Genomic DNA, 26,692 nt, shown 5'->3' with positions numbered 1-26,692 from the left:
CCCATTCGATTCGACCCCATTTGGAGGACTGACCAATGGAAGAACTACTGAAGGCTACCGCTGCGGACCTGACGCAGCTGAAATACGCCGTCGACACCTTCTACTTTTTGGTGTGCGGCGCGCTGGTAATGTGGATGGCGGCCGGCTTCGCGATGCTGGAAGCCGGTCTGGTGCGCGCCAAGAACACCACCGAGATCCTGACCAAGAACGTGGCGCTGTTCGCCATCGCCTGCACCATGTACCTGGTGTGCGGCTACTACATCATGTACAGCTCCGACGCCGGCGGCATCCTGCCGAACCTGGGCGTGCTGATCGGTGAGGAGAACGGGGTCGACGCGGTACTGAAAGGCGGCGACGACGCCCCGTACTACTCCGCCCGTTCCGACTTTTTCTTCCAGGTGGTATTCGTCGCCACGGCGATGTCGATCGTCTCCGGTGCGGTGGCCGAGCGGATGAAGCTGTGGTCGTTCCTGCTGTTCGCGGTGGTACTGACCGGTTTCATCTACCCGGTTGAAGGCTACTGGACCTGGGGCGGCGGTTTCCTGAGCGAGGCCGGCTTCTCCGACTTCGCCGGTTCCGGCATCGTCCACATGGCCGGCGCCGCCGCTGCCCTGGCCGGGGTACTGCTGCTGGGTGCCCGTAAAGGCAAGTACGGCAAGAACGGCGAGGTCTACGCGATCCCGGGTGCCAACCTGCCGCTGGCCACGCTGGGTACCTTCATCCTGTGGTTGGGTTGGTTCGGCTTCAACGGCGGTTCCGAGCTGAAGCTGTCCGATGTCGGTGAAGCCAACGCGGTGGCCCAGGTGTTCGTCAACACCAACGCCGCAGCTGCCGGTGGCGTGATTGCCGCGCTGATCACCGCCTACGCGATGTTCCGCAAGGCGGACCTGACCATGGCACTGAACGGTGCGCTGGCCGGCCTGGTGGCGATCACCGCCGACCCGCTGTCGCCGAGCGCGCAGGCCTCCACCCTGATCGGCGCCGTCGGCGGCGGCCTGGTGGTGCTGTCGATCGTCACCCTGGACAAGCTGCGGATCGATGATCCGGTCGGTGCCATCTCGGTACACGGCGTGGTCGGTGCCTGGGGCGTGCTGGCTGTGCCGCTGAACAATGCCGACGCCAGCTTCGGTGCACAGCTGCTGGGGATCGTCTGCATCTTCGGCTGGGTGTTCGTCGCCAGCCTGGCAGTCTGGGCGGTCATCAAGGCGACCGTCGGTATCCGGGTCAGCGAAGAGGACGAATACTCCGGCGTCGATATTGCAGAGTGTGGTATGGAAGCATACCCGGAGTTCACCTCGGCAAAGTAATGACCGGCGCTGGCAGCAACACCGCCAGTCGCCGGAGCCCGACTACTGCTGAAAAAGATGCGTCACTGCCGGGTAAGCCGCAGGCCGCGCACTGATCGAACCGACGGGCCCCTGCACAGTAAATGACCAAAGTGCCTGGGCCCGTCATGCGTATCCGGTAAATTCCGGGTATACTAGATGCAATTTTTTGACTTACAAAACCCATCAGGTCTGTAGCCGCAAGGCATAACACAGGCTGCCAATTAGGGAGAAGGATATGAAACTGGTGACTGCGGTTATCAAGCCGTTCAAACTGGATGATGTCCGCGAGGCTCTGTCTGAAATCGGCATTCAGGGTGTGACCGTGACCGAAGTAAAAGGCTTCGGTCGCCAGAAAGGCCACACCGAGCTGTACCGTGGCGCAGAATACGTGGTGGATTTCCTGCCGAAGGTCAAGATCGAAGTCGCCATCGACGACGACATGCTGGACCAGGTGATCGAAGCGATCGCCAACACCGCCAACACCGGCAAGATCGGCGACGGCAAGATCTTTGTCAGCCCGCTGGAGCAGGTAATCCGCATCCGCACCGGCGAGAGCGGCCCGGACGCGCTCTAACCGTCTCTGCGCACGATACCGAAAAACAAAAGCCGCACACTTGCTGCGGCTTTTTTTGTGCTTTGTTGACGAAGCTCAACTCCTTGCCCACCTTCGCTGTTTAAAACAACCTCCCCTGTCTAGAATCAGCCGACTGACTGCAGCTTCGCAGGGAGAGCGGCCCGGCGGATGAGCGCCGCTCAGCAGCGCCTCTTATCAGGAACAGATCCCAGCAGAACAACAACAACGACTGGGCAGCAGAGCAGAGCATGAACAAGGAAATCGCAGCGGTATTCCGTCCCCTGCTACACACCTCGGTGGGTGCGGCGATCATCTCCAACGACTACCTGCTGGCGCAGGTCAATCCAGCACTGGCCGAGCTGCTCGGCTACCGGGCCGAACAGCTGCAGCGGATGCCGCTGCGCGAACTGACCGCCAAGGGCCAGCGTGCCTGCCATGCCGCCGACCTGGAACGGCTGATGGCCGGCGAGATCGACACCTTCGACTTGCGGGTCGACCTGGTCGGCGCCGAACAGCAGCTGGTGCACACCCACCTGTCGGTCACCCCGCTGTTCGATGAACAGCAGCGGATCTGCGCGGCGCTGATGCTGGTGGTCGACGTGACCACCGAAATCCGCCACGGCCTGGAGCTGAAAAAGCTGTTCCAGGCGGTGGAAAGCTCCGGCAGCGCGGTAGTGATCACCGATGCCAGGGGCCGTATCGAATATGCCAACTCCCGCTTCACCGACATTACCGGCTACCACCTCGACGAGGTACGCGGTCAGACACCGGCGATTCTGCGCTCCGAGAACACCTCCGACAGCACCTACCGGGAACTCTGGGGCAACCTGAAGGCGGGCCAGAAGTGGCGCGGCACGCTCTACAACCGGCGCAAGAACGGCACCCACTACTGGGCGTTGCAGTCGATCTCGCCGATCCATGACGAGCGGGGCACGCTGGTCAATATCGTCTCGGTCAGCGAAGACATCACCGCCATGAAAGACCACGAGCGGCAGATGGAGCAGTTGGCCTACTTCGACCCGCTAACCCAACTGGGCAACCGTCGTAACTTCCGCGAGAAGCTGAGCGAAGTACTGCATCAGCCCTGCGAAAACTACCAGGCGCTGCTGCTGCTCGATCTGGACGAATTCAAACAGATCAATGACACCCTCGGCCACGACGCCGGCGACACTCTGCTGACCACCATCGCCAACCGGCTGCGCTTCTGCATCGAGGCGCCCAGCACCGTGTACCGGCTCGGTGGCGACGAGTTCACGGTGATCCTGCGCGACCTGCCGACACTGGAAGGGCTCAAACACAAGGCGCAACAGGTGATCGACTTACTGGCCCAGCCGATGCGCATCGGTACTCGAGAACTGCGCATCACCGTCAGCATCGGCATCACCCTGATCCACCTCGACAGTACCGACAGCAGCGCGCTGCTGCGCAACGCCGACCTGGCGATGTACGCCGCCAAGGAGCGCGGCCGTAACAACTTCCAGTTCTTCAGCCCGGATATGAATGTCGAGGCGCGGCGCAGCATGACCCTGGAGCACGACCTGCGTAACGCCATCGAGCAGCACCAGTTGTACCTGGTATACCAGCCGCAGGTGTCGCTGCAGAGCGGTCGGGTCCAGGCACTGGAAGCATTGATTCGCTGGCGCCATCCGACCGAGGGCGTGGTGGCGCCAAACGATTTCATCCCGAAGGCGGAACAGACCGGGCTGATCAAACCGATCGGCCGCTGGGTGCTGGAACAGGCCTGCCACAGCGCCCGCCAGATCCAGCAGCTGGGACTGCCGCCGCTGAAGATGTCGGTCAACCTGTCGGCCCGTCAGTTCGATGACGAACAGCTGGTCGACCAGATCAGCGAAATTCTTGACCAGACCGGCCTGGAACCCCGTTACCTGGAACTGGAGATCACCGAAGGCGTGCTGATGGACAACCTGCAACAAGCAGCCAGGATCCTGCAGCGGCTGCGGGCGATGGGGATCCGCATCGCAATCGACGACTTCGGCACCGGCTATTCGTCGCTGAACTACCTGAAGAAGATGCCGGTCGATGTGCTGAAGATCGACCGCTCGTTCGTGATGGAGATCCCGGCCGAAAAGGACGACATGGCGATCACCACCACCATCATCACCATGGCCGGGCAGCTGGGCCTCAGCGTGGTGGCCGAAGGGATCGAAACCCGCGAGCAGCTGGCCTTCCTGCAGCAACAGCAGTGTGCCACCGGCCAGGGTTTCCTGTTCAGTCCGCCGGTCAGCCTGGAGCAGTTCCTGACCGGCTACCGGGCCGGTCAGGACTACCGCGACCGCTTCACCCCAGTGTTTCCCAGCCAGTGACAGATTCCGCCAGCCCGGCGCCCGACCTGCGGCCCGGCTGAGCTGCGTTGCTTATGCCGATCCCGGTCTACACTGTCATCAAGTGCTCAATACGAGTTCGCGATGGGAGGGGAAGGGATGAAGCGCCCTGTGGACCGCCAGACATTCGATGAAGTGATGGTGCCCAACTATGCGCCGAGCGACGTGATACCGGTACGCGGCCAAGGCAGCCGGGTATGGGACCAGTACGGCCGCGAATACATCGATTTCGCCGGCGGTATCGCCGTCAACGTGCTCGGTCACTGCCATCCGGTACTGGTCGACAGCCTGTGCGAACAGGCCCACCAGCTCTGGCATCTCAGCAACGTCTGGACCAACGAGCCGGCATTGCGGCTGGCCCAGCAACTCTGCGCCGCCACCTTCGCCGATCGGGTTTTCTTTGCCAACTCCGGCGCCGAGGCCAACGAAGCGGCGCTGAAGCTGGCCCGCAAGTACGCTCACGACCACTACGGCCCCGACAAGCACCAGATCATCGCCTTTAGCGGCGCCTTCCACGGTCGCACTCTGTTCACCGCCAGCGTCGGCGGCCAGGCCAAGTACAGCGAGGGCTTCGAGCCGTTGCCGGGCGGCATCCTGCACCTGCCGTACAACGACATCGCGGCGCTGGAGGAGGCGATCAGCAACCATACCTGCGCGGTGATCGTCGAACCGATCCAGGGCGAAGCCGGAGTGTTGCCGGCCGATCCGGCCTTCCTGCGGCGAGCCCGCGAACTCTGCGACCAGTACCACGCGCTGCTGATATTCGACGAGGTCCAGACCGGCGTCGGTCGCACCGGGGTACTCTACGCCTACATGGATTACGGCGTGACGCCCGATATCCTGACCAGCGCCAAGGCGCTCGGCGGCGGCTTCCCGGTGGCGGCAATGCTGACCCACCAGGAGATCGCCGCGGCCTTCACCCTTGGCAGTCACGGCAGCACCTATGGCGGCAACCCGCTGGCCTGCCGGGTCGCCTCACGGGTGCTGGAGCTGGTCAGCGACCCGGCCGTGCTGCAGGGGGTGCGTGAGCGCCACCAGTGGTTCCGCGAAGGACTGCAGGAGATCAACCGCGAACTGTCGCTGTTCAGCGATATTCGCGGTAAGGGGCTGCTGATCGGCTGTGCCCTGAACAGCCGCTGGCAGGGCCGCGCCCGGGAGCTGCTCAATGCCGCCCAGTCGATGGGGGTAATGCTGCTGATCGCCGGCCCCGATGTGCTGCGGCTGGCGCCGTCGCTGATCATCCCGCAGGAGGATGTCGAGCTGGGGCTTGAGCGACTGAAGCGGGCGCTGGCACTGCGCATCGCCGCCGACAGGGAGGAGGGCTGACGATGAAGATCCTGCTGAACCAGGACCTGCCGCTGCTGGACTGGGTGTCGCAGCAGCGGCCGCGGCTGGAGGAGAAGCTGATTCAGTGGTGCAACCTCAACAGCGGCACCCTCAATGTCGAGGGAGTCAACCACTGTGGCCGCACCATCGCCGGCACCTTCGCCGAACGGCTCGGGGTGGCCATGGAGCGCTCCCAGCCGGCGCCCTGGCGCAACCAGGACATGACCGGACGTGAGCAGAGCTACCCGCTCGGGCTGATCTGGCGGCTGCGCAAACGGGCCACGGCGCCGATCCAGATCCTCTGCGTCGGCCATATCGACACCCCGTTCGCCGCCGACCACCCGTTCCAGCAATGCCGCTACCAGGACGCCGACACCCTGATCGGCCCCGGTGTCACCGACATGAAGGGCGGCCTGCTGGTAATGCTGACCGCACTGGAAGCGTTGGAGCAGAGTGAGCTGGCGGAGAAGATCGGCTGGACGGTGTTGCTGACGCCGGACGAGGAGCTCGGCTCGCCGGGCTCGGCGGCGGTGCTGCAGCGCGAGGCGCCGCGCCACCAACTGGGGCTGGTGTTCGAACCGGCGCTGGCCGACGGCTCGCTGGCCGGCGAGCGCAAGGGCTCGGGTAATTTCACGGTGGTGATCCAGGGACGCCGCGCCCATGCCGGCCGCAACCCGGAACAGGGCCGCAACGCGATCGGCGTGATGGCCCACCTGATCGACAAGCTCAATGCGCTACACGGCTCCCAGGAGGGGCTGGCGATCAACGTCGGCGTGCTGCAGGGTGGCGACAGCACCAACCAGGTGCCGGAGCGGGCGGTGCTGAAGTTCGGCGTGCGGGTGCAGCGCGAACAGGACGCCAATTGGGTGCTCAACCACCTGGTGCGCTTCAAAGCCGAGGTCAACAACATGGACGGTTTCCGGATGGCGCTGAACGGCGGCTTCGAACGGCCGCCCAAGCACCTGGACCTGAACCACCAGTCGCTCTACCAGGCGGTCTGCGGCTGCGCCCAGGCACTGGATATGCCGCTGCGCTGGCAGCCCACCGGCGACTGTTGCGAGGGTAATAACCTGACCGCCGCCGGGCTGCCGAACATAGATTCGCTCGGCGTAGTTGGCGGCGAGCTGCTCAGCGATCACGAGTTCATCCGGCTGCCGAGCCTGACCGAACGGGCCCGGCTCTCTACCCTGCTGCTGCTCAACCTGGCCCGTCACGGCCTGCCCTACAGCCTGACCTCCCGCGGCGAGGTACCGGCATGAGTTGGGCCGGTGCCAGCCCATGGCCGGCGATCCGCGTAGCAGCCACCAAGGAGGATCCGCCATGAACGTCATCCGGCCGATCGACACCCGCGACCTGGACACCCTGCAACAGATCGCCCGCGAATCGGGCCCCGGCTTCACCTCACTACCGGACAACCGCGAGCTGCTGGTCAGCAAGATCGAGCAATGCCAGCAGGCGTTAGCCGAGCCATTGCAACAGCCGGGCCCGGAACTCTACCTGTTCGTACTGGAGGACAGCGACAGCGGCGAGGTGCTGGGCTGCTGCGGTATCGCCGCGGCGGTCGGCCTGGAATCCCCCTGGTATCACTACCGGATCGGCACCGTGGTACACGCCTGCCGCGAGCTGGGGGTACACAACGAGTTCCGCACCCTCTACCTGTGCAACGACTACACCGGCTGCTCCGAGGTCTGCACCCTGTATCTGCGCGAGCCCTTCCGGCGCGACAACAACGGCGGCCTGCTGTCGAAGAGCCGCTTCCTGTTCATGGCCGAGCATCCGCAGCGCTTCGCCGAAAGAGTGATCGCCGAGATGCGCGGCTACTGCGACGAACAGGGCCGCTCACCGTTCTGGGAGGGGCTGGGCCGACGCTTCTTCTCGATGGACTACTCCACCGCCGACTACCTGACCGGCTCCGGCCAGAAGTCGTTCATCGCCGAACTGATGCCCAAATACACCCTCTACACCCACCTGCTACCGGAACCGGCACAGCAGGTGATCGGCCGGGTCCACAAAAATACCGAACCGGCCCGCCGGATGCTGGAGCAGGAGGGTTTCCGCTTCGAGCAGTATGTGGATATCTTCGACGCCGGACCGACCCTGACCGCACCGCTGCAGTCGATCCGCGCGGTACAGCAGAGCCACTACGCCAAGGTGCGGGTCCAGGCCGCCCCGGACCAGGACCCGGCCGCGCCGCTGATGCTGGTCGCCAACACCGGCCTGGCCGATTTCCGCTGCGCCCTGCTGCCACTGCAGGCACGCCACCGCCAGATCACCCTGAGCCGGGCCCAGGCCGAGGCGCTGAAAGTCGGTGACGGCGGTCAGGTCAGGCTGGTGCCGTTGAAAGGGGTAGTGCCGCAATGACCCTGTCGCGTTCGTTGTGCTTAAACGACCAGCGGATAAACGGCCAGTGGCTGCGCGGCCATGGCGGCGGGCCGAGATCGCTGAAAGAGGGACTGCCGCAATGACCCTGTCGCGTTCGTTGTGCTTAAACGACCAGCGGATAAACGGCCAGTGGCTGAGCGGCCATGGCGGCGGGCCAAGATCGCTGAAAGAGGGACTGCCGCAATGACCCTGCCCCGCTCGCTGTGGATAAACGGCCAGTGGCTGCGCGGCCACGGCGAGGAGATGCGCTCGGTCAACCCGCTCGATGAGCGACTGCTGTGGCACGGCCGGGCGGCCGATGTGCAGCAGGTCGGCGAGGCGGTCAGTGCGGCTGTCAACGCCTTCCCCGGCTGGGCCGCTCAGCCCGACAGCCAGCGTGCTGCCTGCCTGCTGCGCTTTCGCGACCAGTTGGCCCAGCACCGCACCCTGCTGGCCGACACCATCGCCCAGGAGACCGGCAAGCCGCTGTGGGAATCGGACAGCGAGGTCGCCTCGATGATCGCCAAGGCCGAATTGAGCCTGCAGGCCGCCGAGGCCCGTTGCGGCGAGCACAGCATGCCGCTCGGCGAGGCCCAGTCGGTGTTGCGGCACCAGCCGCACGGCGTGCTGGCGGTGTTCGGCCCGTACAACTTCCCCGGCCACCTGCCCAACGGCCATATCATGCCGGCACTGCTGGCCGGCAACACGCTGGTGTTCAAACCCAGTGAGCTGACCCCGCGCACCGCCGAACTGATGATCCACCTGTGGCAGAACGCCGAACTGCCGGACGGCGTCTTGAATTTGGTGCAGGGTGGCCGCGACACCGGCGCCGCATTGGCCGACGAACCTCGGTTGAACGGCCTGCTGTTCACCGGCAGTGCCAGCAGCGGCTGCTACCTTCACCGCCAGTTCGGTGGCCGGCCGGAAAAAATCCTGGCGCTGGAGATGGGCGGCAATAACCCGCTCTATGTGGAGCAGTGCGCCGACACCCGCGCCGCCGTCCACCATACCCTGCTGTCCGCCTACCTCAGCGCTGGCCAACGCTGCAGCTGCGCACGCCGGTTGCTGGTCATCCAAGGCAGTTGGGGCGACCGCTTCATCGAAGCCTTGCGCCAGGCGATTCGTCGGCTTGAGGTCGGTCCCTACGACAGCCAACCGCAACCGTTCATGGGCAGCCTGATCTGTCGTGAGGCCGCCGAGCGGATCCTGGCGGCCCAGCAGCAACTGCAACAGCTGGGTGGCGAGCTGCTGGAGCCAGCCGAGTTTGTGGATAGCTACCCGGCGATGCTACGGCCCGGTTTGCTCGATATGACCTCGGTGGCTGACCGTCCCGACGAGGAGTATTTCGGTCCGCTGCTGCAGCTGATCCGTGTGGATAACCTGGAGCAGGCAATCGCCGAGGCCAACGACACCGCCTACGGCCTGAGCGCCGGCATCCTCAGCGAGGACCCGCATCACTACCAACATTTTCGCCAGCAGGTTCGAGCTGGCCTGATCAACTGGAACCGACCCTTGACCGGCGCCGCCTCCAGCCGACCGTTCGGCGGCATCGGCATCAGCGGCAACCACCGTCCCAGCGCCTGGTATGCCGCCGATTACTGCGCCTATCCGGTCGCCTCGCTGGAGTGCGAGTCAGCACGCCTGCCGGAGCAGCTGAGCCCCGGCCTGCACCTGTAACCCGAGCATAGGTACCCGGCGATGCACGCGCTCGAACTCAATCTGGACGGGCTACCCGGTCCGACTCACCATTATGCCGGCCTGGCGCCCGGCAACCTGGCCTGCCTGCGACATCGCGGCCAGCACTCGTCGCCCAAGGAGGCGGCCCTACAAGGGCTGGAGAAGATGTGGCTGCTGCACCGGCTCGGCGTGCCGCAAGCGGTGCTGCCGCCGCAGGCGCGGCCGGTACTGGCTACCCTGCGGGTGTTGGGCTTCAACGGTGATGTCGGCAAGCTGCTGCAACAGGCCTACCGCCAGGCACCGGATCTGCTGGCCGCCTGCTGGTCCGCCTCTTCGATGTGGGCCGCCAACGCCGCAACCGTCACCGCCGCCGCCGACAGTGACGACGGCCGGGTCCACTTCACCCCCGCCAACCTTATCCACAACCTGCACCGTTCACTGGAAACGGATTTCAACAGCCGACTACTGCAACGGCTGTTCGCCGATACCACCTTCTTCGCCCATCACCCGCCGCTACCCGCCTGCACTGCACTGGCCGACGAAGGCGCCGCCAACCATATCCGACTGTGCACGGAATATCAGCGACCGGGCCTCAACCTGCAGGTGTTCGGCTGGGACCACGACAGCCCGCGGCCCAGGCGCTATCCGGCCCGGCAGAGCGCCGATGCCTGGCAGGCGCTAAGCCGACAGCACGGCCTGGACAACAGCCGCTGCCTGCAACTGCAGCAACATCCCAGCGCTGTGGATAACGGAGTTTTCCACAACGACCTGGTGGCAACCGGCCACCGCAACCTGCTGCTGGCGCATGAACTGAGTTATCTACAGCAGAGCTACCGGCTCGACCAGTTGCGTGCGCTCTGGCGGGAACAGCAGGATCAGCCGCTCTACCTGCTGCAGGTCAGCCAGTATGAGATCAGCCTCAGCGAGGCGGTCGACTGCTTGCTGTTCAACAGCCAGATCGTCAGCCTGCCGGACGGCGGGATGGCGCTGATCGCACCGGCCGAATGCCAGCAACAGGCCTCCGCCCGCGCGGTCATCCACCGGCTGCTCGGCAGCGGCTCGCCATTGAAGCGGGTCCACTACGTCGAGCTGCGCCAGAGCATGCAGAACGGCGGCGGCCCCGCCTGCCTGCGGCTGCGGGTACCGCTGACCGGCAGCGCGCTGCGCGCCATGCACCAGGGGGTACTGCTGAGCGAGCCGCTCTACCGAAGCCTGCGCGACTGGGTGGAGCGTCACTACCGCGACCGGCTCACCATCGCCGACCTGCAGGACCCGCAGCTGGTCGACGAGGTGCAGCGGGCACTGGATGAACTGAGCGGTCTGCTCGGCCTGGATGGTTTGTACCCGTTCCAGCAGGAATAAGCGGGTTACCCGATATGTAGCAGCGGGCTTGGCATGCCCTTCGGCACTGACTAAGACAGGGATCAGGAGTTGTGGCCATGCTCGGGTCGCCCGCGGTACCCAAGGGACATACAAAGCGGGACGCGACCAAGCACGCTCCCCTGTAGCTGCTCGCTCCGCGAGCGACAGGGCTGATGATGATCAGCCAACCGCCGGGCTGATGATGATCAGCCAACCGCCGGGCTGACGAAAAACTCGATGCGACGGATAACAAACCTTCCCACCGCCGCAAAACCACAGCCAGCAGACCGAACCGTATGAGATCGAAGGCTGCTGGCCATGACAGGCCTTAAGAAAACTCAGGCGGCAAACAGCGGCAACTTCACTTCCAGCCAGAGTTTCAACCGGTCCATCAGTTGGTATTCCATCTGGCGCAGCTGCTCGAGGTTGGCTGGCGGAATGAAATCCCAGCAGATCCCCTCCAGGTCGCAGGGGTGCATCGGTAACTGTTCGGAAGACTTGTCGCAGAGCCGGATTACGCAGTCGTACTGCTTGCCGGCCACCCGTTGCATAGAGCGTGATCTCAACAGCACCGGCCGGCGTTCCAGCAGGGCGACCCGGGATTGAACAAAGGCCGGTACCGGTTGCGGCTCAAGGCCGGCACTTTCGGCAATGACTTCACCGTGCGCCAAGCGGTTCAGCCAGGCGGCGGCCAGTTGCGAACGGATGGCGTTATGACGGCAGACAAAAAGGACTCGAAGCGGTTTATTGTTATTCATCGGCGTTGCTCTCCCTACGCACATCGCCTCGCGGCGATAGGGCCTGAAAAATCAGGCTGTTCTGCATACTGCAGCCATTCAAATATAGGCCGGTTCAGGAAGGTGGAGCAGCGACTGACGCAGCTTTGTCATCAAAAATTCATATTGAGCAGCCGCTGCACTCGCTCAAAGGGTCGTGATGCGGGCCAGCGTCTCGGGAAACAGCATCGCCAATGCGATCAAGCCCATCACCACCACGAAATAGGCCCGCATCGGCCGACGCACACCGGGGTGGCTGTCGCGCAGCTGCATCAGGTTATCAATCACCAGCTGCCCCTTCAGCGCCACGCTCAGACAGATAAACAGCATCAATCCCGCTTCCGGCCGGGTGGTTTCGGCGATCAGCGCGCTGCTCAGGGTCAGCGCCAATAGCAACAGCCAGGTTTTCAGGTCGGACAGTTTCCAGCTCATCACGGACTCCTAACCCAATACGTAAACCAGCGGGAAGATGACGATCCAGGCCAAGTCGATCATATGCCAGTAGCAAGCGCCGTTCTCCAGCCCCTCGTGCTCGTCGGCGCTATAACTGCCGATGGCGGTGCGGAAGATCAGCCAGAGGATCATCACCATACCGACCAGTACATGCAGCAGGTGGTTGAAGGTCAGGTAGTAATACAGCGTGAAGTACAAATTGCGCCGGGTGTAGATATCGTGCAGCTCGTTCCAGTAGTACTCCCAACCCTTGATGCCGCAGTAGGCGGCGGCACAGGCCAGCGTCAACCAGAGCCAGCGGATGCAGCGGGCCCGGTCGTTGCGACGGATCGCCGCCATCGACCGGGCGACGCAGAAACTGCTGGTGACCAGCACCAGGGTGTTCAGGGTGCCGGCGGTGGTGTTGAGGTATGCCGGCCCCTCGGCGAACAGCTCCGGATTGTGGGCGCGGGTCACCAGGTAAACCAGGAAGAACAGCGCGAACTCGGTCAGCTCGGCATAGATCAGCACCCAGACCGCAATCCCACCCGGCACGTTATCTTTATGGCTGTCTGCTCGAGAGAGCACCGAGGGCGCCATCGTCTGGGGCGTCGCTGCCGTCATGGCAATCTCCTTCCTTGCTGAGTTGGCCGCCTCGGCCCTAATAAAGAATCAAAAACTTCAAAAATAGCTACTGATCAACCGGTCGATCGCCGCCAGGGTTTCGCTGTCGTCGCTGAGCGGTTCCGCCAGGCAGCTACGACAGGCTTGCGCCGCCGGGGTGCCCCCCTTGATCATCAGCGCGCAGTAGATCAGCAGGCGGGTGGAAGCGGCTTCCTCCAGGTCCTGATCTTTCAGCCGGCGCAGATCCTGGCCCAGCGCTACCAGCTGGCCGGCGGTCTGCTTGTCGATGCCGGATTCCTGGCAGAGGATCACCACCTCATGTTCGGCATCCGGGTAGTCAAAGCTCAACGCCACGAAACGCTGGCGGGTGCTCGGTTTCAGCCCCTTCATCATGTTCTGGTAACCGGGGTTGTAGGAGATCACCAGCATGAAATCGGGATGCGCCTGCAGCAGTTCGCCGGTGCGCTCGATCGGCAGCTCGCGGCGGTGGTCGGACAGCGGGTGCAGTACCACGGTGGTGTCCTTGCGCGCCTCGACCACCTCGTCGAGGTAGCAGATCGCCCCCTCGCGCACCGCGCGGGTCAGCGGGCCGTCCTGCCAGTAGGTGCCGTCGGCGCCGATCAGGTGGCGGCCGACCAGATCGGCGGCAGTCAGGTCGTCGTGGCAGGCGATGGTGTACAGCTTGCGGCCCAGCTGCTCGGCCATATGCTGCACGAAGCGGGTCTTGCCGCAGCCGGTCGGCCCCTTCAGCAATACCGGCAGCCGGTTGTCGGCGGCGCACTGGAACAGTTCGATCTCGTTATGTTGCGGCAGGTAGGGACGTTGAGTAGTCATGATGGTGTCCTGTAACAATCTATTCTGTTCTGCTCAGTGAGCGCCGGTCAGGTTCAGGTAAAGTTTCGGCAACAGCATCGGCAACCGGGTCAGGTCGTTGACCAGCGCGTAGCCGCGATCGCCGAACAGGTACGGCAGGTAATCGCTGGCCTGTTCGTCGATGGTGACGCAGAACGGCTGCAACCCCTTGGCCCGCGCCTGCTGGATCGCCTGGCGGGTATCCTCGATACCGTAGCGGCCCTCGTAGTGATCGATATCGTTCGGCTTACCGTCGGAGATGATCAGCAGCAATTTCTGCTCGGTTTTCTGCTGCTCGAGAATCGCCGTAGATTGGCGGATCGCCGCCCCCATCCGGGTGTAGAAGCCGGGCTTGATCGCCTGGATACGGCCGCGCACCCGGTCGCCGTAGGGCTCGTTGAAGTTCTTCAACAGGTGGTAGCGCACCTGCTTGTTCTTGATCGACGAGAAACCGTAGATCGCGAAGCGATCACCGGAGCCGCTGAGCGCCTCGGCGAACAGACCGAGGCTGTCGCGGATCACGTCGATCACCCGCTGCTCGGCATTGAGGCCGGCGTCGGTGGACATCGAAATATCGGCCAGCAGCAGGCAGGAGAGATCCCGCGCCGCCGCCTGGCGCTGACGGAAGCAGGCCACCGGCTCGGTGCTGCGGCCGGGCTGGGTCAGGCTGTCGAGCCAGATATCCAAGTCCAGCTCCTCACCCTGCGGCTGGCGGCGCTGCCAGCTGCGTTGCGGCTTCAGGTTGGCAAAGCGGTTCTTCAGCAACCGGGCCGGGCCTCGTAGATGTTCGGGCAGCGGCGCCGGTTCGGCGTCGTCGGCCAGCATCGGCTGCAGCAGGCAGTAGTCCGGCCGCAGCTGCTGAGTACGGTAGTCCCACTCCGGCAGCCGGATGCCGTCGCCGAGGGCCAGTTCGTCCTGCTGCGGGGCCGGCAGGTCGAGATCGAACTTCAGTTTGCCGGCGCCGGCGCGGCGCTGGCGCGACAGGCTGATGATATCCAGATCGTCCGGCGCACCCTCGTCGTCCAGGTCCTCCTCTTGGACACGATCGACATCGACCTGCTCGACCCGGGTGAACAGCGCCTCCAGCTGGAAGATCATCAGCCCGTCGGTCTCTTTGCGGTCATCGGTACGCCGGGCCTGCTTGCGGGCCAGTTCCAGTTTTTCTGGTTGGGCGGCAGACTGGTTAGTCACTTCGTCCTGCTCATCTTCAGCCGCGATGGAAACATCACGCAACGGCGCCGGATAGAGCCAGAGCGGCACCGGCAACGGGTCGCCGGCCGCCTTGGGCAACCGGCTGACCGAGCCGGGCTCCAGCAGTGCCTGGCGGATCGCCTGTTCGCGCTCCAGCGCCGCGCCTTCCAGCTGCAGCAGCTGTTGGCGCTGCGCCAACGTCGCCTCGACCAGCCGCCGGTAGCCGGCGGCCAGGCCTGGCCGGCGCGCCAGCAGTTCAGCTGTCACCCGCTGGTTGTCCACCAGCCAATGACGGATAGTCGGTAGCTGGCTGGCCAGGGCGGCCAGCCAGAAGTAGAGCGCTTCGTTCAGCGCGGGATCATCGAACTGAGCGATCATCGGCGGCAGACGCAGACTGCGTTCATCCTGCCAGCCAACCGTAAATCGGCTGTGGCTGCCGGCGACCCGCTGGATAAACCGGCGCGGCGCCCGGAACGCACGCGGCTCGGCGCCTTCCAGCAGCAGACCGGGCGAGCCGCCCAGTGCACGAAAGAACGGCGCCAGCTGCGGCTGCAGGTCGGCCAGGGCGACTGCCGCGTCCGGGTAGTCGGTAGCCGACTGGCGGGTCACCAGGCGGTGCCAGAGTGCGCCGACAAACTCTTCCATCTCAGGCCTCGCTCAATTCAATGTAAATTCGGAAAAAAGGGGGCACAGGCGTGCCCCAAGAGTGCTTGTTGATGCTTTGATGCTAAGTCACCGCTCAGTTGCAGCTGCCGCAGCAGACCGCTTCGGCGGCTTTCTCGGTGCTTTCCTGCTGCTGCCGGTCGGCAACCTTGACGCCGCCCACGAAGAAGCTGGCCAGGTAGGCCACCAGGCCGAGGAAGAACACCACCCCGAACAGTTCACGTACCCAGAAGATCGGGATCAGCTTGTCCTGGGTATTCATGAAGCTCAGCGCGCCCACTTCCGGCAACCGCTGCAGCGCCACCTGCCAGGCACCGGCCACGGTCAGCGCCAGGGTGATGCCCAGCATGCTGATGCACATCGCCCAGAAGGCGAAGGTTTCCAGCTTCTGCGCCTGCGGCGAGTTGCCCTGCAAGCGGCCACGCATGATCGGCATCGCGTAGGAGATGATGCACATCACCACCATCGCGTAGGCGCCGAAGAACGCCAGGTGGCCGTGGGCGGCGGTGATCTGGCTGCCGTGGGTGTAGTAGTTGACCGGTGCCAGGGTGTGGATGAAGCCCCAGACGCCAGCGCCCAGGAAGGCCATCACCGCGGTACCCAGCGCCCACAGGGTAGCGATCTGGTTACCGTGCTGGTGACGACGCTGACGCACCATCCGGAAGGCGAACATCACCATCATGAAGAACGGAATCGGTTCGATCGCCGAGAAGATGGAACCCAGCCACAGCCAGTATTCGCCCGGGCCGATCCAGTAGTAGTGGTGGCCCATACCGATCAGGCCGGAGATCAGCGCCATGGCGATGATCACGTACAGCCATTTCTCGATCACCTCGCGGTCGACACCGGTGACCTTGATCAGTACGAACGCCAGGATCGCGCCGAGGATCAGTTCCCAGACACCCTCTACCCACAGATGCACTACCCACCACCAGAAGAACTTATCCAGCACCAGGTTTTCCGGGTTGTAGAAGGAGAACAGGAAGAACACCGCCAGACCGATCAGGCCGGTGATCAGCACCATGTTGATGACGGTCTTGCGGCCTTTCAGCACAGTCATGCCGATGTTGTAGATAAACGCCAGCGCCACTACCACGATACCGATCTTGGTAATGGTCGGCTGTTCGAGGAACTCGCGGCCCATGGTCGGCAGCAGCTCGTTATGGGTCAACCGCGCCAGCTCCGCGTAGGGCACCAGCAGGTAGCCGAGGATGGTCGCCACCCCGGCGGCGGCAAACACCCAGAACATGATCCGCGCCAGCCGTGGACTGTGCAGTTCGACGCCGGCTTCTTCCGGCACCAGATAGTAGGACGCGCCCATGAAGCCGAACAGCAGCCAGACGATCAGCAGGTTGGTGTGCACCATCCGGGCCACGTTGAACGGCAGGTAGGGGAACAGGAAATCACCAATGATGTACTGCAGCCCCATGATCAGCCCAAACAGGATCTGACCGGTAAACAGTGCCAGCGCGAAGATGAAATACGGCTTGGCCACGCTTTGGGATTCAAATTTCATCGCTTAACCCTCCCGGTTCGGCGGCCAGTCGTTATCGTTGACGCGCGAGGTCCAGATCAGGAAATCGGTCAGATCGGCGACCTGTTGCTGACTCAGGTGGAACTGCGGCATCTTGCGGCGACCCTCGGTCGGCATCGGCTGCATCGCCATCCAGGCCTGCATGAACTGGTGGAAGTTCTCCTCGCTGCCCTGGCCGTAACGGTCGAACACGTTGGCCAGCTCAGGCGCGAAGTAGGCGCCCTCGCCCATCAGGCTGTGGCAGCCGATGCAGTTGTTCTCCTCCCACAACGCCTTACCGCGCGCCACCGATTCGGTGATATTCTCACGGTGATCACGCTGCGGCAGTTCGCGCAAGGTGTCGAAAGTCAGTCCGACCAGCAGCAGGAAGAAGAACACTCCGCCGCCGTAGTAGATATTGCGGGCCATGCCCTTGGTGAACATCTCAGCCATGCCGCCCCCCTTCGAGCCGGGCCGGCTGCCGATGCAGTTTGTCTGGGGTCATCACTGCTCCCCTCCAGGTTGGTTAAAATTATTCAGTGCCTCCTGTATATCAATTTACGTGCCAAAATTTATCTAATTGATTTCAAAGGGAAAAATAAAACTTGTTATCTAATTGATAACAACTAGAATGTTGTCTTAATGACACCAGAGTTATCCAAATGACAACTCCAAGCTTCTCCGAGAGCCTGATCGGCATCGTTGCCGACCTGTCCCGCGACCTACCCGCCGAGCAACGCTACCAGCGGCTGCTGGCGGCGATGCAGCAGATATTCCCCTGCGACGCCGCCGCGCTGCTGCAGCTCGATGGCGACTATCTGAAGCCGCTGGCGGTGGATGGCCTCAGCGTCGACACCATGGGCCGTCGCTTCCGGGCCGCCGATCACCCGCGACTAAGCCGCCTGCTGCATAGCCGCAGCCCAATCCGTTTCCCGGCCGACAGCCCGCTGCCGGACCCGTACGACGGGTTAGTGGAGGGGGTCGACCAGCAGCTGCATGTGCACGACTGCATGGGCGCTTCGCTCTATATCGATGAGAAACCCTGGGGTGTGCTGACCCTGGACGCGATGAACCCGGCCACCTTCGACCGGATCGACCCACTGGAGCTGCGCACCTTCATCGGCCTGACCGAGGCCACCGTCAAGGCAGCGGCGCGGATGGATGCACTGGCCGCCCGCGCCGAGCGCCAGCAGCAGGTGGCCCAGGCACTGCAGGCGGAGAGCGGGATACCGGAGATCGTCGGCCAGAGCGAGGTGATGCGACGGCTGCTGGATGAGATCGCCATCGTCGCCCAGTCGCATCTCAGCGTGCTGGTGCTGGGTGAGACCGGGGTCGGCAAGGAGTTGGTGGCGCGCCGCATCCACGGCCGGTCTGGCCGCGCCGACCAGCCGCTGGTGTACGTCAACTGCGCCGCGCTGCCGGAGAACATCGCCGAGAGCGAACTGTTCGGCCACGTCAAGGGCGCCTTCTCCGGCGCGGTGGCCGACCGGGCCGGCAAGTTCGAGATCGCCGACGGCGGCACCCTGTTCCTCGACGAGGTCGGCGAACTGCCGCTGGCGCTGCAAGCCAAGCTGCTGCGTGCACTGCAGAGCGGCGAGATCCAGCGGGTCGGCAGCGACCGCCATATCGAGGTGGATGTACGGATCGTTGCCGCCACCAACCGCGACCTGCACAGCGAAGTGGCCGACGGCCGCTTCCGCGCCGACCTTTACCACCGGCTGTCGGTCTACCCGGTGCAGGTACCGCCGCTGCGCGAACGGGGCCGCGACGTGCTGCTGCTGGCCGGCTATCTGCTGGAAGCCAACCAGCGCCGGCTGGGGGTGGCGGGCTTGCGGCTGTCCGCCGAGGCCAAGCAGCAGCTGCTGGGCTACCGCTGGCCGGGCAACGTGCGGGAACTGGAACACCTGCTCAGCCGGGCCGCCTTGAAGGCGATCGCCGAGCACGGCAACGGTCGCGGCAGCGTGATCCTGAGAACAGCGCACCTGGGGCTCGACGACGACGGCACGGCCACCCCCGTCACCCAGCCGGAAGCGAGCGAAACCGTCGCCGTCAGCCCCGGCCTGCCGCTGAAGGAAGCGCTGGAGCAGTACCAGCGCGAGCTGATCGAGCAGCGCTTGCAGCTGCATGACGACAACATGGCCGCCGCCGCCCGCAGCCTGGGGATCAATCGCAGCAACTTCCACCGACTACTGAAACGGTTGGGAATCCGCTGATTTTTTCTTTATTTTATATCTGTCGAGTCTTTCAGTTCCGTTGGCGCCCCGAGCGGCAACCGCCCCCTGCAGAGTTGGTTCCGGCCGGGCAGGCTTAGCCGACCAAACGCCGACAGGCGTTCTTTTTGGGATTCCGAGACGGCCTCTACGTGCAGCCATAAAAAATCTCATCGCCGGTTAGCGGGAAACATCTAGAACAGGTGAACGAGCGCGCGTGGGCACGAAAAACGTGCCCACCCTGCAAGGCTGGGCCCCCACTCGGCGACACCCGACCGAGCACGACCGAAACAAAGGCAATAAAAGAAACAAAAAAGCCAGTCAGCGGTTAACTGACTGGCTTTATTTTTGTAATCAATTCCAGTCACTTAGCGACTGGAATAGGATGCTGGTACTAAAAGATCAGTCCAGCAGCGACAGGTCGCGCACCGCGCCCTTGTCGGCCGAGGTAGCCAGTTTGGCGTAGGCTTTCAGCGCGGCGGACACCTTACGCGGCCGCTCTTCGACCGGTTTCCAGCCCAGCTTGTCCTGCTCGACGCGGCGGGCGGCCAACTCTTCATCGGACAGCAGCACGTCGATGGTGCGGTTCGGGATGTCGATGCGGATGATATCGCCGTTGCGCACCAGGCCGATGGCACCGCCAGCCGCCGCTTCCGGTGACACGTGACCGATCGACAGGCCGGAGGTACCGCCGGAGAAACGACCGTCGGTCAGCAGCGCGCAGGCTTTGCCCAGCCCCTTGGACTTGATGTAGGAGGTCGGGTAGAGCATCTCCTGCATGCCCGGACCACCCTTGGGCCCTTCGTAGCGGACGATCACCACGTCGCCGGCCTTGACCTTGTCATCCAGAATGTTGGCGACCGCCTCATCCTGCGACTCGGTGATGTGCGCCGGCCCTTCGAACACCAGGATCGACTCGTCGACCCCGGCGGATTTCACCACGCAGCCGTCCAGCGCGATATTGCCGTGCAGTACCGCCAGGCCCCCCTCTTGCGAGAAGGCGTGATCGATCGAGCGGATGCAGCCGTTCTCGCGGTCGCCGTCCAGCGTCGGCCAGCGGGTGCTCTGACTGAACGCCTGCTGGGTCGGGATGCCGGCCGGGCCGGCCCGATAGAACTCGACCACTTCCGGCGACGGGTTGCGCATGATGTCCCACTCGTCCAGCGCATCCTTCATGGTCGCTGCATGGACGGTCGGCACGTCGGTGTGCAGTTTGCCGGCGCGGTCCAGCTCGCCGAGAATGCCCATGATGCCGCCAGCACGATGCACGTCTTCGATATGGTATTTCTGGGTGTTCGGCGCCACCTTGCACAGCTGCGGCACCTGCAGCGACAGGCGGTCGATATCCTTCATCGTGAAGTCGATCTCCGCTTCCTGGGCGATCGCCAGCAGATGCAGGATGGTGTTGGTGGAACCGCCCATGGCGATATCCAGGGTGATGGCGTTCTCGAACGCCTTCAGGCCAACGGAGCGCGGCAGCACCCGCTCGTCATCCTGTTCATAGTATTTCTTGGTCAGCTCGACGATGGTGCGGCCGGCGCGCAGGAACAGCTGCTTGCGGTCGGCGTGGGTCGCTACCACGGTGCCGTTGCCCGGCAGCGCCAGCCCCAGCGCCTCGGCCAGGCAGTTCATCGAGTTGGCGGTGAACATGCCGGAGCAGGAACCGCAGGTCGGGCAGGCGGAACGCTCGACCTCGTCGACCAGCTCATCGGAGGCGGCCGGGTCGGCTGCCAGCACCATCGCGTCGACCAGGTCCAGCTTGTGGTCGGCCAGCCTGGTCTTGCCGGCTTCCATCGGGCCGCCGGTGACGAAGATTACCGGAATGTTCAGCCGCATTGCCGCCATCAGCATCCCCGGGGTGATCTTGTCGCAGTTGGAGATGCAGACCAGGGCATCGGCGCAATGGGCGTTGACCATGTACTCGACCGAATCGGCGATGATGTCGCGCGACGGTAGCGAGTACAGCATACCGTCATGGCCCATCGCGATACCGTCATCCACCGCGATGGTATTGAACTCCTTGGCCACCCCGCCCGCTTTCTCAATCTCGCGCGCGACCAGCTGACCCATGTCCTTCAGGTGGACATGGCCCGGCACAAACTGGGTAAAGGAGTTGGCGACCGCGATGATCGGCTTGTGGAAATCTTCATCCTTCATACCGGTGGCACGCCAAAGCGCGCGGGCGCCGGCCATGTTACGGCCGGCAGTGGATGTCTTGGAGCGATACTGGGGCATGAACTGATCCCTCGAGTCTTGGCTTATATGTCAGTGTATCTGTCTTCAATCGGCGTCGGGCAGCATCCTGCCGGCAGCCTTTTATAGTCAGTGTGTTATCGGATCGCCGACCGGTCGTCGTTAGCCTGAGATCGCCGGACGGTCGTCGCTTCCTCCCGAGTATACCAGAACCCCCGGCCCATCTGGCGAGACTCCTTGGAGCCTGCCTGGCGTGGCCGATCATAACGAAGGACAGCCGTTTGCACCAAGTTCAGCCAACTCCTTGTCTACACTTGAAACACCGGCCCGCTGGTCTGGCCGGACTCTTTCATTCCCAGTGGTGCTGCCATGGCAAGGAGGTTTCGCATGCTGATCGGTGTCCCGAAAGAGATCAAAGTTCACGAATACCGGGTCGGCCTGACCCCGATGGGGGTCGGCGAGCTGGTCGGTCGCGGCCACCAGGTTCTGATCGAACACCACGCCGGCCATGCGATCGGCTTCGATGACGAGGATTACTGCCAGGCCGGCGCCACCATCGTGCCGTCGGCGCGGGAGATTTTCGAGCGCAGCGAGATGGTGATCAAGGTCAAGGAGCCACAGCCGGCCGAATGCGCCGCATTGAGCAACGGCCAGCTGCTGTTTACCTACCTGCATCTGGCGGCCGATCGGCCGCAGACCGATGCGCTGCTGAAATCCGGCTGTAGCGCCATCGCCTATGAAACCGTCACCGACCGGCACGGTGGCCTGCCGCTGCTGGCGCCGATGAGCGAGGTAGCCGGCCGGATGTCGATCCAGGCCGGCGCCCACTGTCTGGAGAAAGCCCAGAGCGGCCGTGGCGTGCTGCTCGGCGGGGTGCCTGGGGTGGCGCCCGGCCATGTGGTGATCATCGGCGGCGGGGTGGTTGGCGAAAACGCGGCCCAGATGGCGGTCGGCCTGGGCGCCCGGGTGACCCTGTTCGATAAGTCGCTGCCCCGGCTGCGCCAGCTGTCCGCCCAGTTCGGCAGCCAGGTGGAAACCCTGTTCGCCACCCAGAGCGAGATCGAACAGCGGGTGCTGGACGCCGACCTGGTGGTCGGCGCGGTGCTGATCCCCGGCGCGGCGGCGCCGAAGCTGGTCAGCGCCGAGCTGGTGCACGGCATGAAACGCGGCAGCGTACTGGTCGACGTGGCGATCGACCAGGGCGGCTGCTTCGAGACCAGCCACCCGACCACCCATGCCGACCCGACCTACCTGGTCGACGAGGTGGTGCACTATTGCGTCGCCAATATGCCGGGAGCGGTGGCGCGCACCTCGACCCTGGCGCTGACCAACGCCACCCTGCCGTTCGCGCTGGCGCTGGCCGACAAGGGCTGGCAACAAGCCTGCCGTGACGACCCGCACCTGGCCAACGGCCTCAACCTGCACGCCGGCAAGCTGTACTGCGCCGGGGTGGCCGAGGCGTTCAAATTGCCGCTGGCGCCGCTGGGCGAGCTGCTGGGCGAACAGTGACAACTTATCCTTTCCGCTAATGGGGCTTGCCGGGCCACCGGCCAGCCCCTACTCTGGCTGCTCCATCGTCATAGAGAGGTTTCCGATGAGCACCGTCGACCGCACAGCGATCCGTCGCGATCCCTGGATGCAGCGCTTTATGAAGACCGGCATTCCGGTCGCACTGATCAGCATCCTCAGCTTGTGGCTGGGTCAATGGCTGCACAGCCCGGCACTGGGCAAGTTGTTTATCGTCACCGCCGCGACCGCCCTGGCGATCGGCATGATCTATAACGTCCGTTTCGTGATTCTTTCGGTCCGTCAGCTCAAAGCGCAGCAAAAAGACCACAAATAAGGTGCCAAGGCCGGCGGGGCTTGCAGCTCCCCACCGACTTGCCGGTGGAACCCTCTGCTATCTGTTAACGTCTATCTGTTAACTCATACCTATCAACTCGAAGCCCACTCCCGTTCCCGCAATCCGTAATAGTTCGTCATTAGCGTGGCCGATACAGGCTTTGCCGGTGAGGGAGAATTGTTACTGTTCGGTAATCACTCTCCAAAGTTTCCCAGAAGCTGCATTAGAAGGGATCAATCGTGGCCACGCTCAATATTCAACGAAAAATTCAGATTGGATCGGTCATCGTGCTGGCGCTGCTGCTGGTCAGCGTCTGGGCGGTGATCCAGTGGCGGGCCAAGCCCCAGCTGGTGTCTCTGAACGGGCAGCTGATCGAACAGCGCGCCCAGACCATTATGCAGCGGCTCAACGGCCGGATACGGGAGATCGAGGCGCTGACCGTGGCGCTGGCCGACAGCGCCGCCAATATGCCGAAGGATGTCGCGCTGACCAAATCGGCCTTGCCGGCGATGATCGACAAGCACGGCGATGCGGGCATTGCCGGTGGCGGCATCTGGCCGGAGCCCGGCGCCTTCGATCCGAAGGTCGACAAGCGCAGTTTCTTCTGGGCCCGCAGCAACGGCCAGTTGGGCTACCTGGATGACTTCAACGAACTGGGTTACCACAACGAGGCCTGGTACCAGGTCGGCCGCACGTTGCCGGCCGGCCGTTGCGGCTGGTCGGCGGCCTATTTCGACCCGGCCACCAACGTCTCGATGATCACCTGCACCGTCGCCATGCAGCGCGACGGAAAATTCTACGGCGTCAGCACCATCGATATGACGCTGGACGCGGTGGAGCAGTTCCTCGACCAGCTGGCCGACGAGACCGGTAGCTACGCCTTCGCGCTGGACAGCGACGGCCAGCTGCTGGGCTTCCCGGACAAGCAACTGTCAGCCCGCACCCGCGGCAGTCTCACCACGCTGGACGAACTGCGCCAACAAGCCCCCTGGCTGCGCCCCGCCCTGCAACAGCTGGGCAACGCCGGCACCGGGCAACATCGCAGCCTGACCATCGAACATGACCCGCAGTTCGACGAAGGCGCGCGGATCGACCTGTACCGGATGCCGGAGACCGGCTGGACGCTGGCGCTGGTAACCCCGCTCAGCCAGATCGAGGGGCTGGCCGACGATATCAACGGCGAACTGATGCTGATTGTCGGCGGCCCGATGATCTTGGTGCTGCTGCTGGCGTTCTCCTACCTGAAAGGATTGCTCAAGCTGATCAACCATACCCGGGTTCAGATCGAGGAGTTGACCGAAGGCGATATCAATAACGACCAACAGCTGAGCGTCGATCGGCCGGACGAGATCGGCCAGCTGCGCACGGCGGTCAACGCCTACGCCGACAAGCTGCACGGCCTGGTCAACAGCGTGCACGGCGAATCCCACCAGCTGGTAGAGCAGGCGATCGGGTTGCGCAACTTTAGCGAAGAATTCACCAATGCCGCGGCCAAGCTCAGCGAAGAGAACGCTATCATCGCCAGCAGCACCCAACAGCTGGGCATCGCCTCCCAGGAGGTGGCACGCAACGCCGAGCAGGCCAACGGCACCAGCGCGTCGGTGGCCGACACCATCCGGGCGGGCCAGCGGCAGATGGATGCGGCGGTCGAGATGATGGACCAGCTGTACGTCACCATCGGCGACACCACCCGGGTGATCGACGAACTGGCGCAGGGCAGCAGCGAAGTCGGCACGGTGCTGACGGTGATCAAGAACATCGCCGAACAGACCAACCTGCTGGCACTGAACGCCGCCATCGAGGCGGCCCGCGCCGGCGAGCTGGGCCGTGGCTTCGCGGTGGTCGCCGACGAGGTCCGCTCGCTGGCAGCCAAGTCGCAGCAGTCGGCCGGCGAGATCGAACAGATGATCGGCAAACTGCAGAGCTGCTCAAAACAGGCGGTCAGCAGCATGGAGTGCGGCCAACAGGGTACCCAGCAGGCGGTCGGCCAGGTCAACGACGCCCGCGACAGCCTGCAAGCGATCGCCGAAGCGTTCAGCTCGGTGGCGGACCGCAATGCCCAGATCGCAGTGGCCGCCGACGAGCAGGAAGCGATCAGCCGCGAGCTCAATGGCCTGGTGGAACGGATCAACCAGCTGATCAATAACAACGCCGGCGACTCCAAGGCGCTGCTGGAGCGCAGCGATCAGATCACCACCGTCGCCCGACGACTGGAAACCCTGCGCTAGCGGAACCCGAACGGGAGGCATCGCCTCCCTTTTTGTTGGATTATCGAGCTACATCAGGTCAATAAGCGCTATGTGGGCACAAAAACGTGCCCACCCTACAAGATTCCGTTGTGGTTCGTCGCGGGTTACGGCAGAACCATTTACGCCAGCCATATACTTGCCGCTATTCCCGCCCTGAACGGCCGCAGCACGCCCCCTGTAACAGCGGACCTGGCATGCTGACCGCGACATGGTTAAGACGTCGCCCGCGGAGCGAGCGGCTAGGAGGCGCAGTCCTTGTAGGAGGGGATTTATCCGCGACCAAAGACGGTCCCATCGGCGCCATGATCAGTCACCGGCAACACCAAAGAGCATATCAACCGGGCTGCAAATTGCCTGACACTTGACGCTCAAAGTGTCATCAACGGGTTCAAGACTTTCCCGCTAAAGCGTGAAGAACCCAAAATACCAACACCGCTCAATCTAGCTGCAAGCTTGCATTCACACCCAATTCAGTTGCCCCGCCTTATGCTGATCTCCAGTGTCAGGCAGCCTGCCGGACTTAGCACCAATCTACGGCGTAACAGTCCGACAGCCTGCTAGAAACGCCGACTGGCAAAGGAGGTCAGTATGAAACGTTCAACCATCGCCATTCTGGCGGCGCTGTTGCTCAGCCCGCTGACAGCCCAGGCCGACCATCGCCACCACGGCCATGATCATCGCTATAAAGGCTACGACTACGCCAAGGTGGTCGACGTCGATCCGATCTATGAGCGGGTCGGCTACCGGGTGCCGCGCCAGGAGTGTTGGAACGAGCAGGTGCGGGTCGACTACCGCCGCAATGACTCCTACACCGACGAGATCGTCGGGGCGGTTATCGGGGGTGCGATCGGCAACGCGATCGGCCACAATGACAGCAACAAAAAGGTTCAGGCCGTGATCGGTGCGGCACTGGGAGCCTCCATCGCCAATGATCTCAACGACCGCGGCTACGCCGGTCACAGCTACCGCAACGAGCGGCGCTGTGCCCATACCGAGGATGTGGAGTATCATGAAGAGGTTACCGGCTACCGAGTCGCCTACCGCTACCGGGGACGGATCTACCATACCCGGACGGCACACCACCCAGGCAAACGGATCAGAGTAAAGGTGAATGTAAGACCGATGCTCTGAACAGATTTACCAGAAGGTTCAGTGGATGCACGCTCTCTCCTCTTT

General features: G+C 63.6%; 21 protein-coding genes. 13 read left to right on the top strand and 8 right to left on the bottom strand.

Going from position 1 to position 26,692, the window contains the following annotated elements; all coding sequences use genetic code 11:
* The first annotated feature begins 35 nt into the window (after positions 1–35).
* From K6T12_RS07705 to K6T12_RS07670, 8 genes are all read left to right on the top strand, one after another.
* A complete protein-coding gene (locus K6T12_RS07705) occupies positions 36–1,307 on the top strand; it encodes an ammonium transporter (RefSeq protein ID WP_222221127.1) in 1,272 nt (423 codons plus the stop codon).
* A 256-nt stretch (positions 1,308–1,563) separates the two neighbouring features.
* Positions 1,564–1,902 (top strand): P-II family nitrogen regulator, encoded by a 339-nt coding sequence (glnK, locus tag K6T12_RS07700; protein WP_222221125.1) that lies wholly within the window; start codon positions 1,564–1,566, stop codon positions 1,900–1,902.
* A 248-nt stretch (positions 1,903–2,150) separates the two neighbouring features.
* Positions 2,151–4,226, top strand: a complete 2,076-nt coding sequence (locus tag K6T12_RS07695; RefSeq protein WP_222221123.1) for a putative bifunctional diguanylate cyclase/phosphodiesterase — start codon at positions 2,151–2,153, stop codon at positions 4,224–4,226.
* Positions 4,227–4,343: 117 nt separating this feature from the next.
* Complete coding sequence (locus tag K6T12_RS07690; RefSeq protein WP_222221121.1) at positions 4,344–5,570, top strand: aspartate aminotransferase family protein; 1,227 nt, start codon at positions 4,344–4,346, stop codon at positions 5,568–5,570.
* A 2-nt stretch (positions 5,571–5,572) separates the two neighbouring features.
* Entirely contained in the window at positions 5,573–6,829 is a 1,257-nt protein-coding gene (locus K6T12_RS07685) for a hydrolase (protein WP_222221119.1), read from the top strand.
* A gap of 61 nt (positions 6,830–6,890) precedes the next feature.
* Complete coding sequence (gene astA / locus K6T12_RS07680; protein WP_222221117.1) at positions 6,891–7,931, top strand: arginine N-succinyltransferase; 1,041 nt, start codon at positions 6,891–6,893, stop codon at positions 7,929–7,931.
* Between the two features lie 204 nt (positions 7,932–8,135).
* Positions 8,136–9,608, top strand: a complete 1,473-nt coding sequence (gene astD, locus K6T12_RS07675) for a succinylglutamate-semialdehyde dehydrogenase (protein WP_222221115.1) — start codon at positions 8,136–8,138, stop codon at positions 9,606–9,608.
* A 21-nt stretch (positions 9,609–9,629) separates the two neighbouring features.
* Complete coding sequence (locus K6T12_RS07670; protein WP_222221113.1) at positions 9,630–10,970, top strand: N-succinylarginine dihydrolase; 1,341 nt, start codon at positions 9,630–9,632, stop codon at positions 10,968–10,970.
* Between the two features lie 338 nt (positions 10,971–11,308).
* Here the strand turns inward: K6T12_RS07670 and K6T12_RS07665 are convergent, their stop codons facing one another.
* The 7 genes from K6T12_RS07665 to K6T12_RS07635 all read right to left on the bottom strand — a co-directional run bounded on the left by K6T12_RS07665 (position 11,309) and on the right by K6T12_RS07635 (position 17,474).
* Positions 11,309–11,728 (bottom strand): arsenate reductase/protein-tyrosine-phosphatase family protein, encoded by a 420-nt coding sequence (locus K6T12_RS07665; RefSeq protein ID WP_222221111.1) that lies wholly within the window; start codon positions 11,726–11,728, stop codon positions 11,309–11,311.
* A gap of 165 nt (positions 11,729–11,893) precedes the next feature.
* Positions 11,894–12,178, bottom strand: a complete 285-nt coding sequence (locus K6T12_RS07660; RefSeq protein WP_222221109.1) for a cytochrome C oxidase subunit IV family protein — start codon at positions 12,176–12,178, stop codon at positions 11,894–11,896.
* A 9-nt stretch (positions 12,179–12,187) separates the two neighbouring features.
* On the bottom strand, positions 12,188–12,802 hold the full coding sequence (locus tag K6T12_RS07655; RefSeq protein WP_222221107.1) for a cytochrome c oxidase subunit 3 family protein: 615 nt from the start codon (positions 12,800–12,802) through the stop codon (positions 12,188–12,190).
* A gap of 57 nt (positions 12,803–12,859) precedes the next feature.
* A complete protein-coding gene (locus K6T12_RS07650; RefSeq protein WP_222221105.1) occupies positions 12,860–13,636 on the bottom strand; it encodes a CbbQ/NirQ/NorQ/GpvN family protein in 777 nt (258 codons plus the stop codon).
* 33 nt (positions 13,637–13,669) lie between these two features.
* Positions 13,670–15,490: a nitric oxide reductase activation protein NorD gene (locus tag K6T12_RS07645; RefSeq protein WP_222221103.1), complete on the bottom strand. Its 1,821-nt coding sequence runs from the start codon at positions 15,488–15,490 to the stop codon at positions 13,670–13,672.
* A 94-nt stretch (positions 15,491–15,584) separates the two neighbouring features.
* On the bottom strand, positions 15,585–17,024 hold the full coding sequence (locus tag K6T12_RS07640; RefSeq protein ID WP_222221101.1) for a cbb3-type cytochrome c oxidase subunit I: 1,440 nt from the start codon (positions 17,022–17,024) through the stop codon (positions 15,585–15,587).
* A gap of 3 nt (positions 17,025–17,027) precedes the next feature.
* Positions 17,028–17,474, bottom strand: coding sequence for a c-type cytochrome (locus K6T12_RS07635; RefSeq protein ID WP_222221099.1), 447 nt, complete (start codon positions 17,472–17,474; stop codon positions 17,028–17,030).
* Between the two features lie 209 nt (positions 17,475–17,683).
* Here K6T12_RS07635 and norR point away from each other — a divergent pair, with 209 nt between their 5' ends.
* Positions 17,684–19,234, top strand: a complete 1,551-nt coding sequence (norR, locus tag K6T12_RS07630; RefSeq protein WP_222221097.1) for a nitric oxide reductase transcriptional regulator NorR — start codon at positions 17,684–17,686, stop codon at positions 19,232–19,234.
* 399 nt (positions 19,235–19,633) lie between these two features.
* Here the strand turns inward: norR and ilvD are convergent, their stop codons facing one another.
* Positions 19,634–21,466, bottom strand: coding sequence for a dihydroxy-acid dehydratase (ilvD, locus tag K6T12_RS07625; protein WP_222221095.1), 1,833 nt, complete (start codon positions 21,464–21,466; stop codon positions 19,634–19,636).
* 345 nt (positions 21,467–21,811) lie between these two features.
* Here ilvD and ald point away from each other — a divergent pair, with 345 nt between their 5' ends.
* The 4 genes from ald to K6T12_RS07605 all read left to right on the top strand — a co-directional run bounded on the left by ald (position 21,812) and on the right by K6T12_RS07605 (position 26,647).
* On the top strand, positions 21,812–22,933 hold the full coding sequence (gene ald, locus K6T12_RS07620; RefSeq protein WP_222221093.1) for an alanine dehydrogenase: 1,122 nt from the start codon (positions 21,812–21,814) through the stop codon (positions 22,931–22,933).
* A gap of 85 nt (positions 22,934–23,018) precedes the next feature.
* On the top strand, positions 23,019–23,267 hold the full coding sequence (locus K6T12_RS07615; protein WP_222221091.1) for a hypothetical protein: 249 nt from the start codon (positions 23,019–23,021) through the stop codon (positions 23,265–23,267).
* A gap of 239 nt (positions 23,268–23,506) precedes the next feature.
* On the top strand, positions 23,507–25,495 hold the full coding sequence (locus tag K6T12_RS07610; RefSeq protein ID WP_222221089.1) for a methyl-accepting chemotaxis protein: 1,989 nt from the start codon (positions 23,507–23,509) through the stop codon (positions 25,493–25,495).
* A gap of 609 nt (positions 25,496–26,104) precedes the next feature.
* The gene (locus tag K6T12_RS07605) at positions 26,105–26,647 is read left to right on the top strand and encodes a glycine zipper 2TM domain-containing protein (RefSeq protein WP_222221087.1); all 543 of its coding nucleotides are present in this window, start codon (positions 26,105–26,107) and stop codon (positions 26,645–26,647) included.
* The last annotated feature ends 45 nt before the right edge of the window (positions 26,648–26,692 follow it).

The sequence above is a fragment of the Marinobacterium arenosum genome (genome assembly GCF_019795155.1).
Taxonomy (GTDB): Bacteria; Pseudomonadota; Gammaproteobacteria; order Pseudomonadales; family Balneatricaceae; genus Marinobacterium_C; species Marinobacterium_C arenosum.
This window is presented reverse-complemented; position numbering and strand designations above follow the sequence as displayed.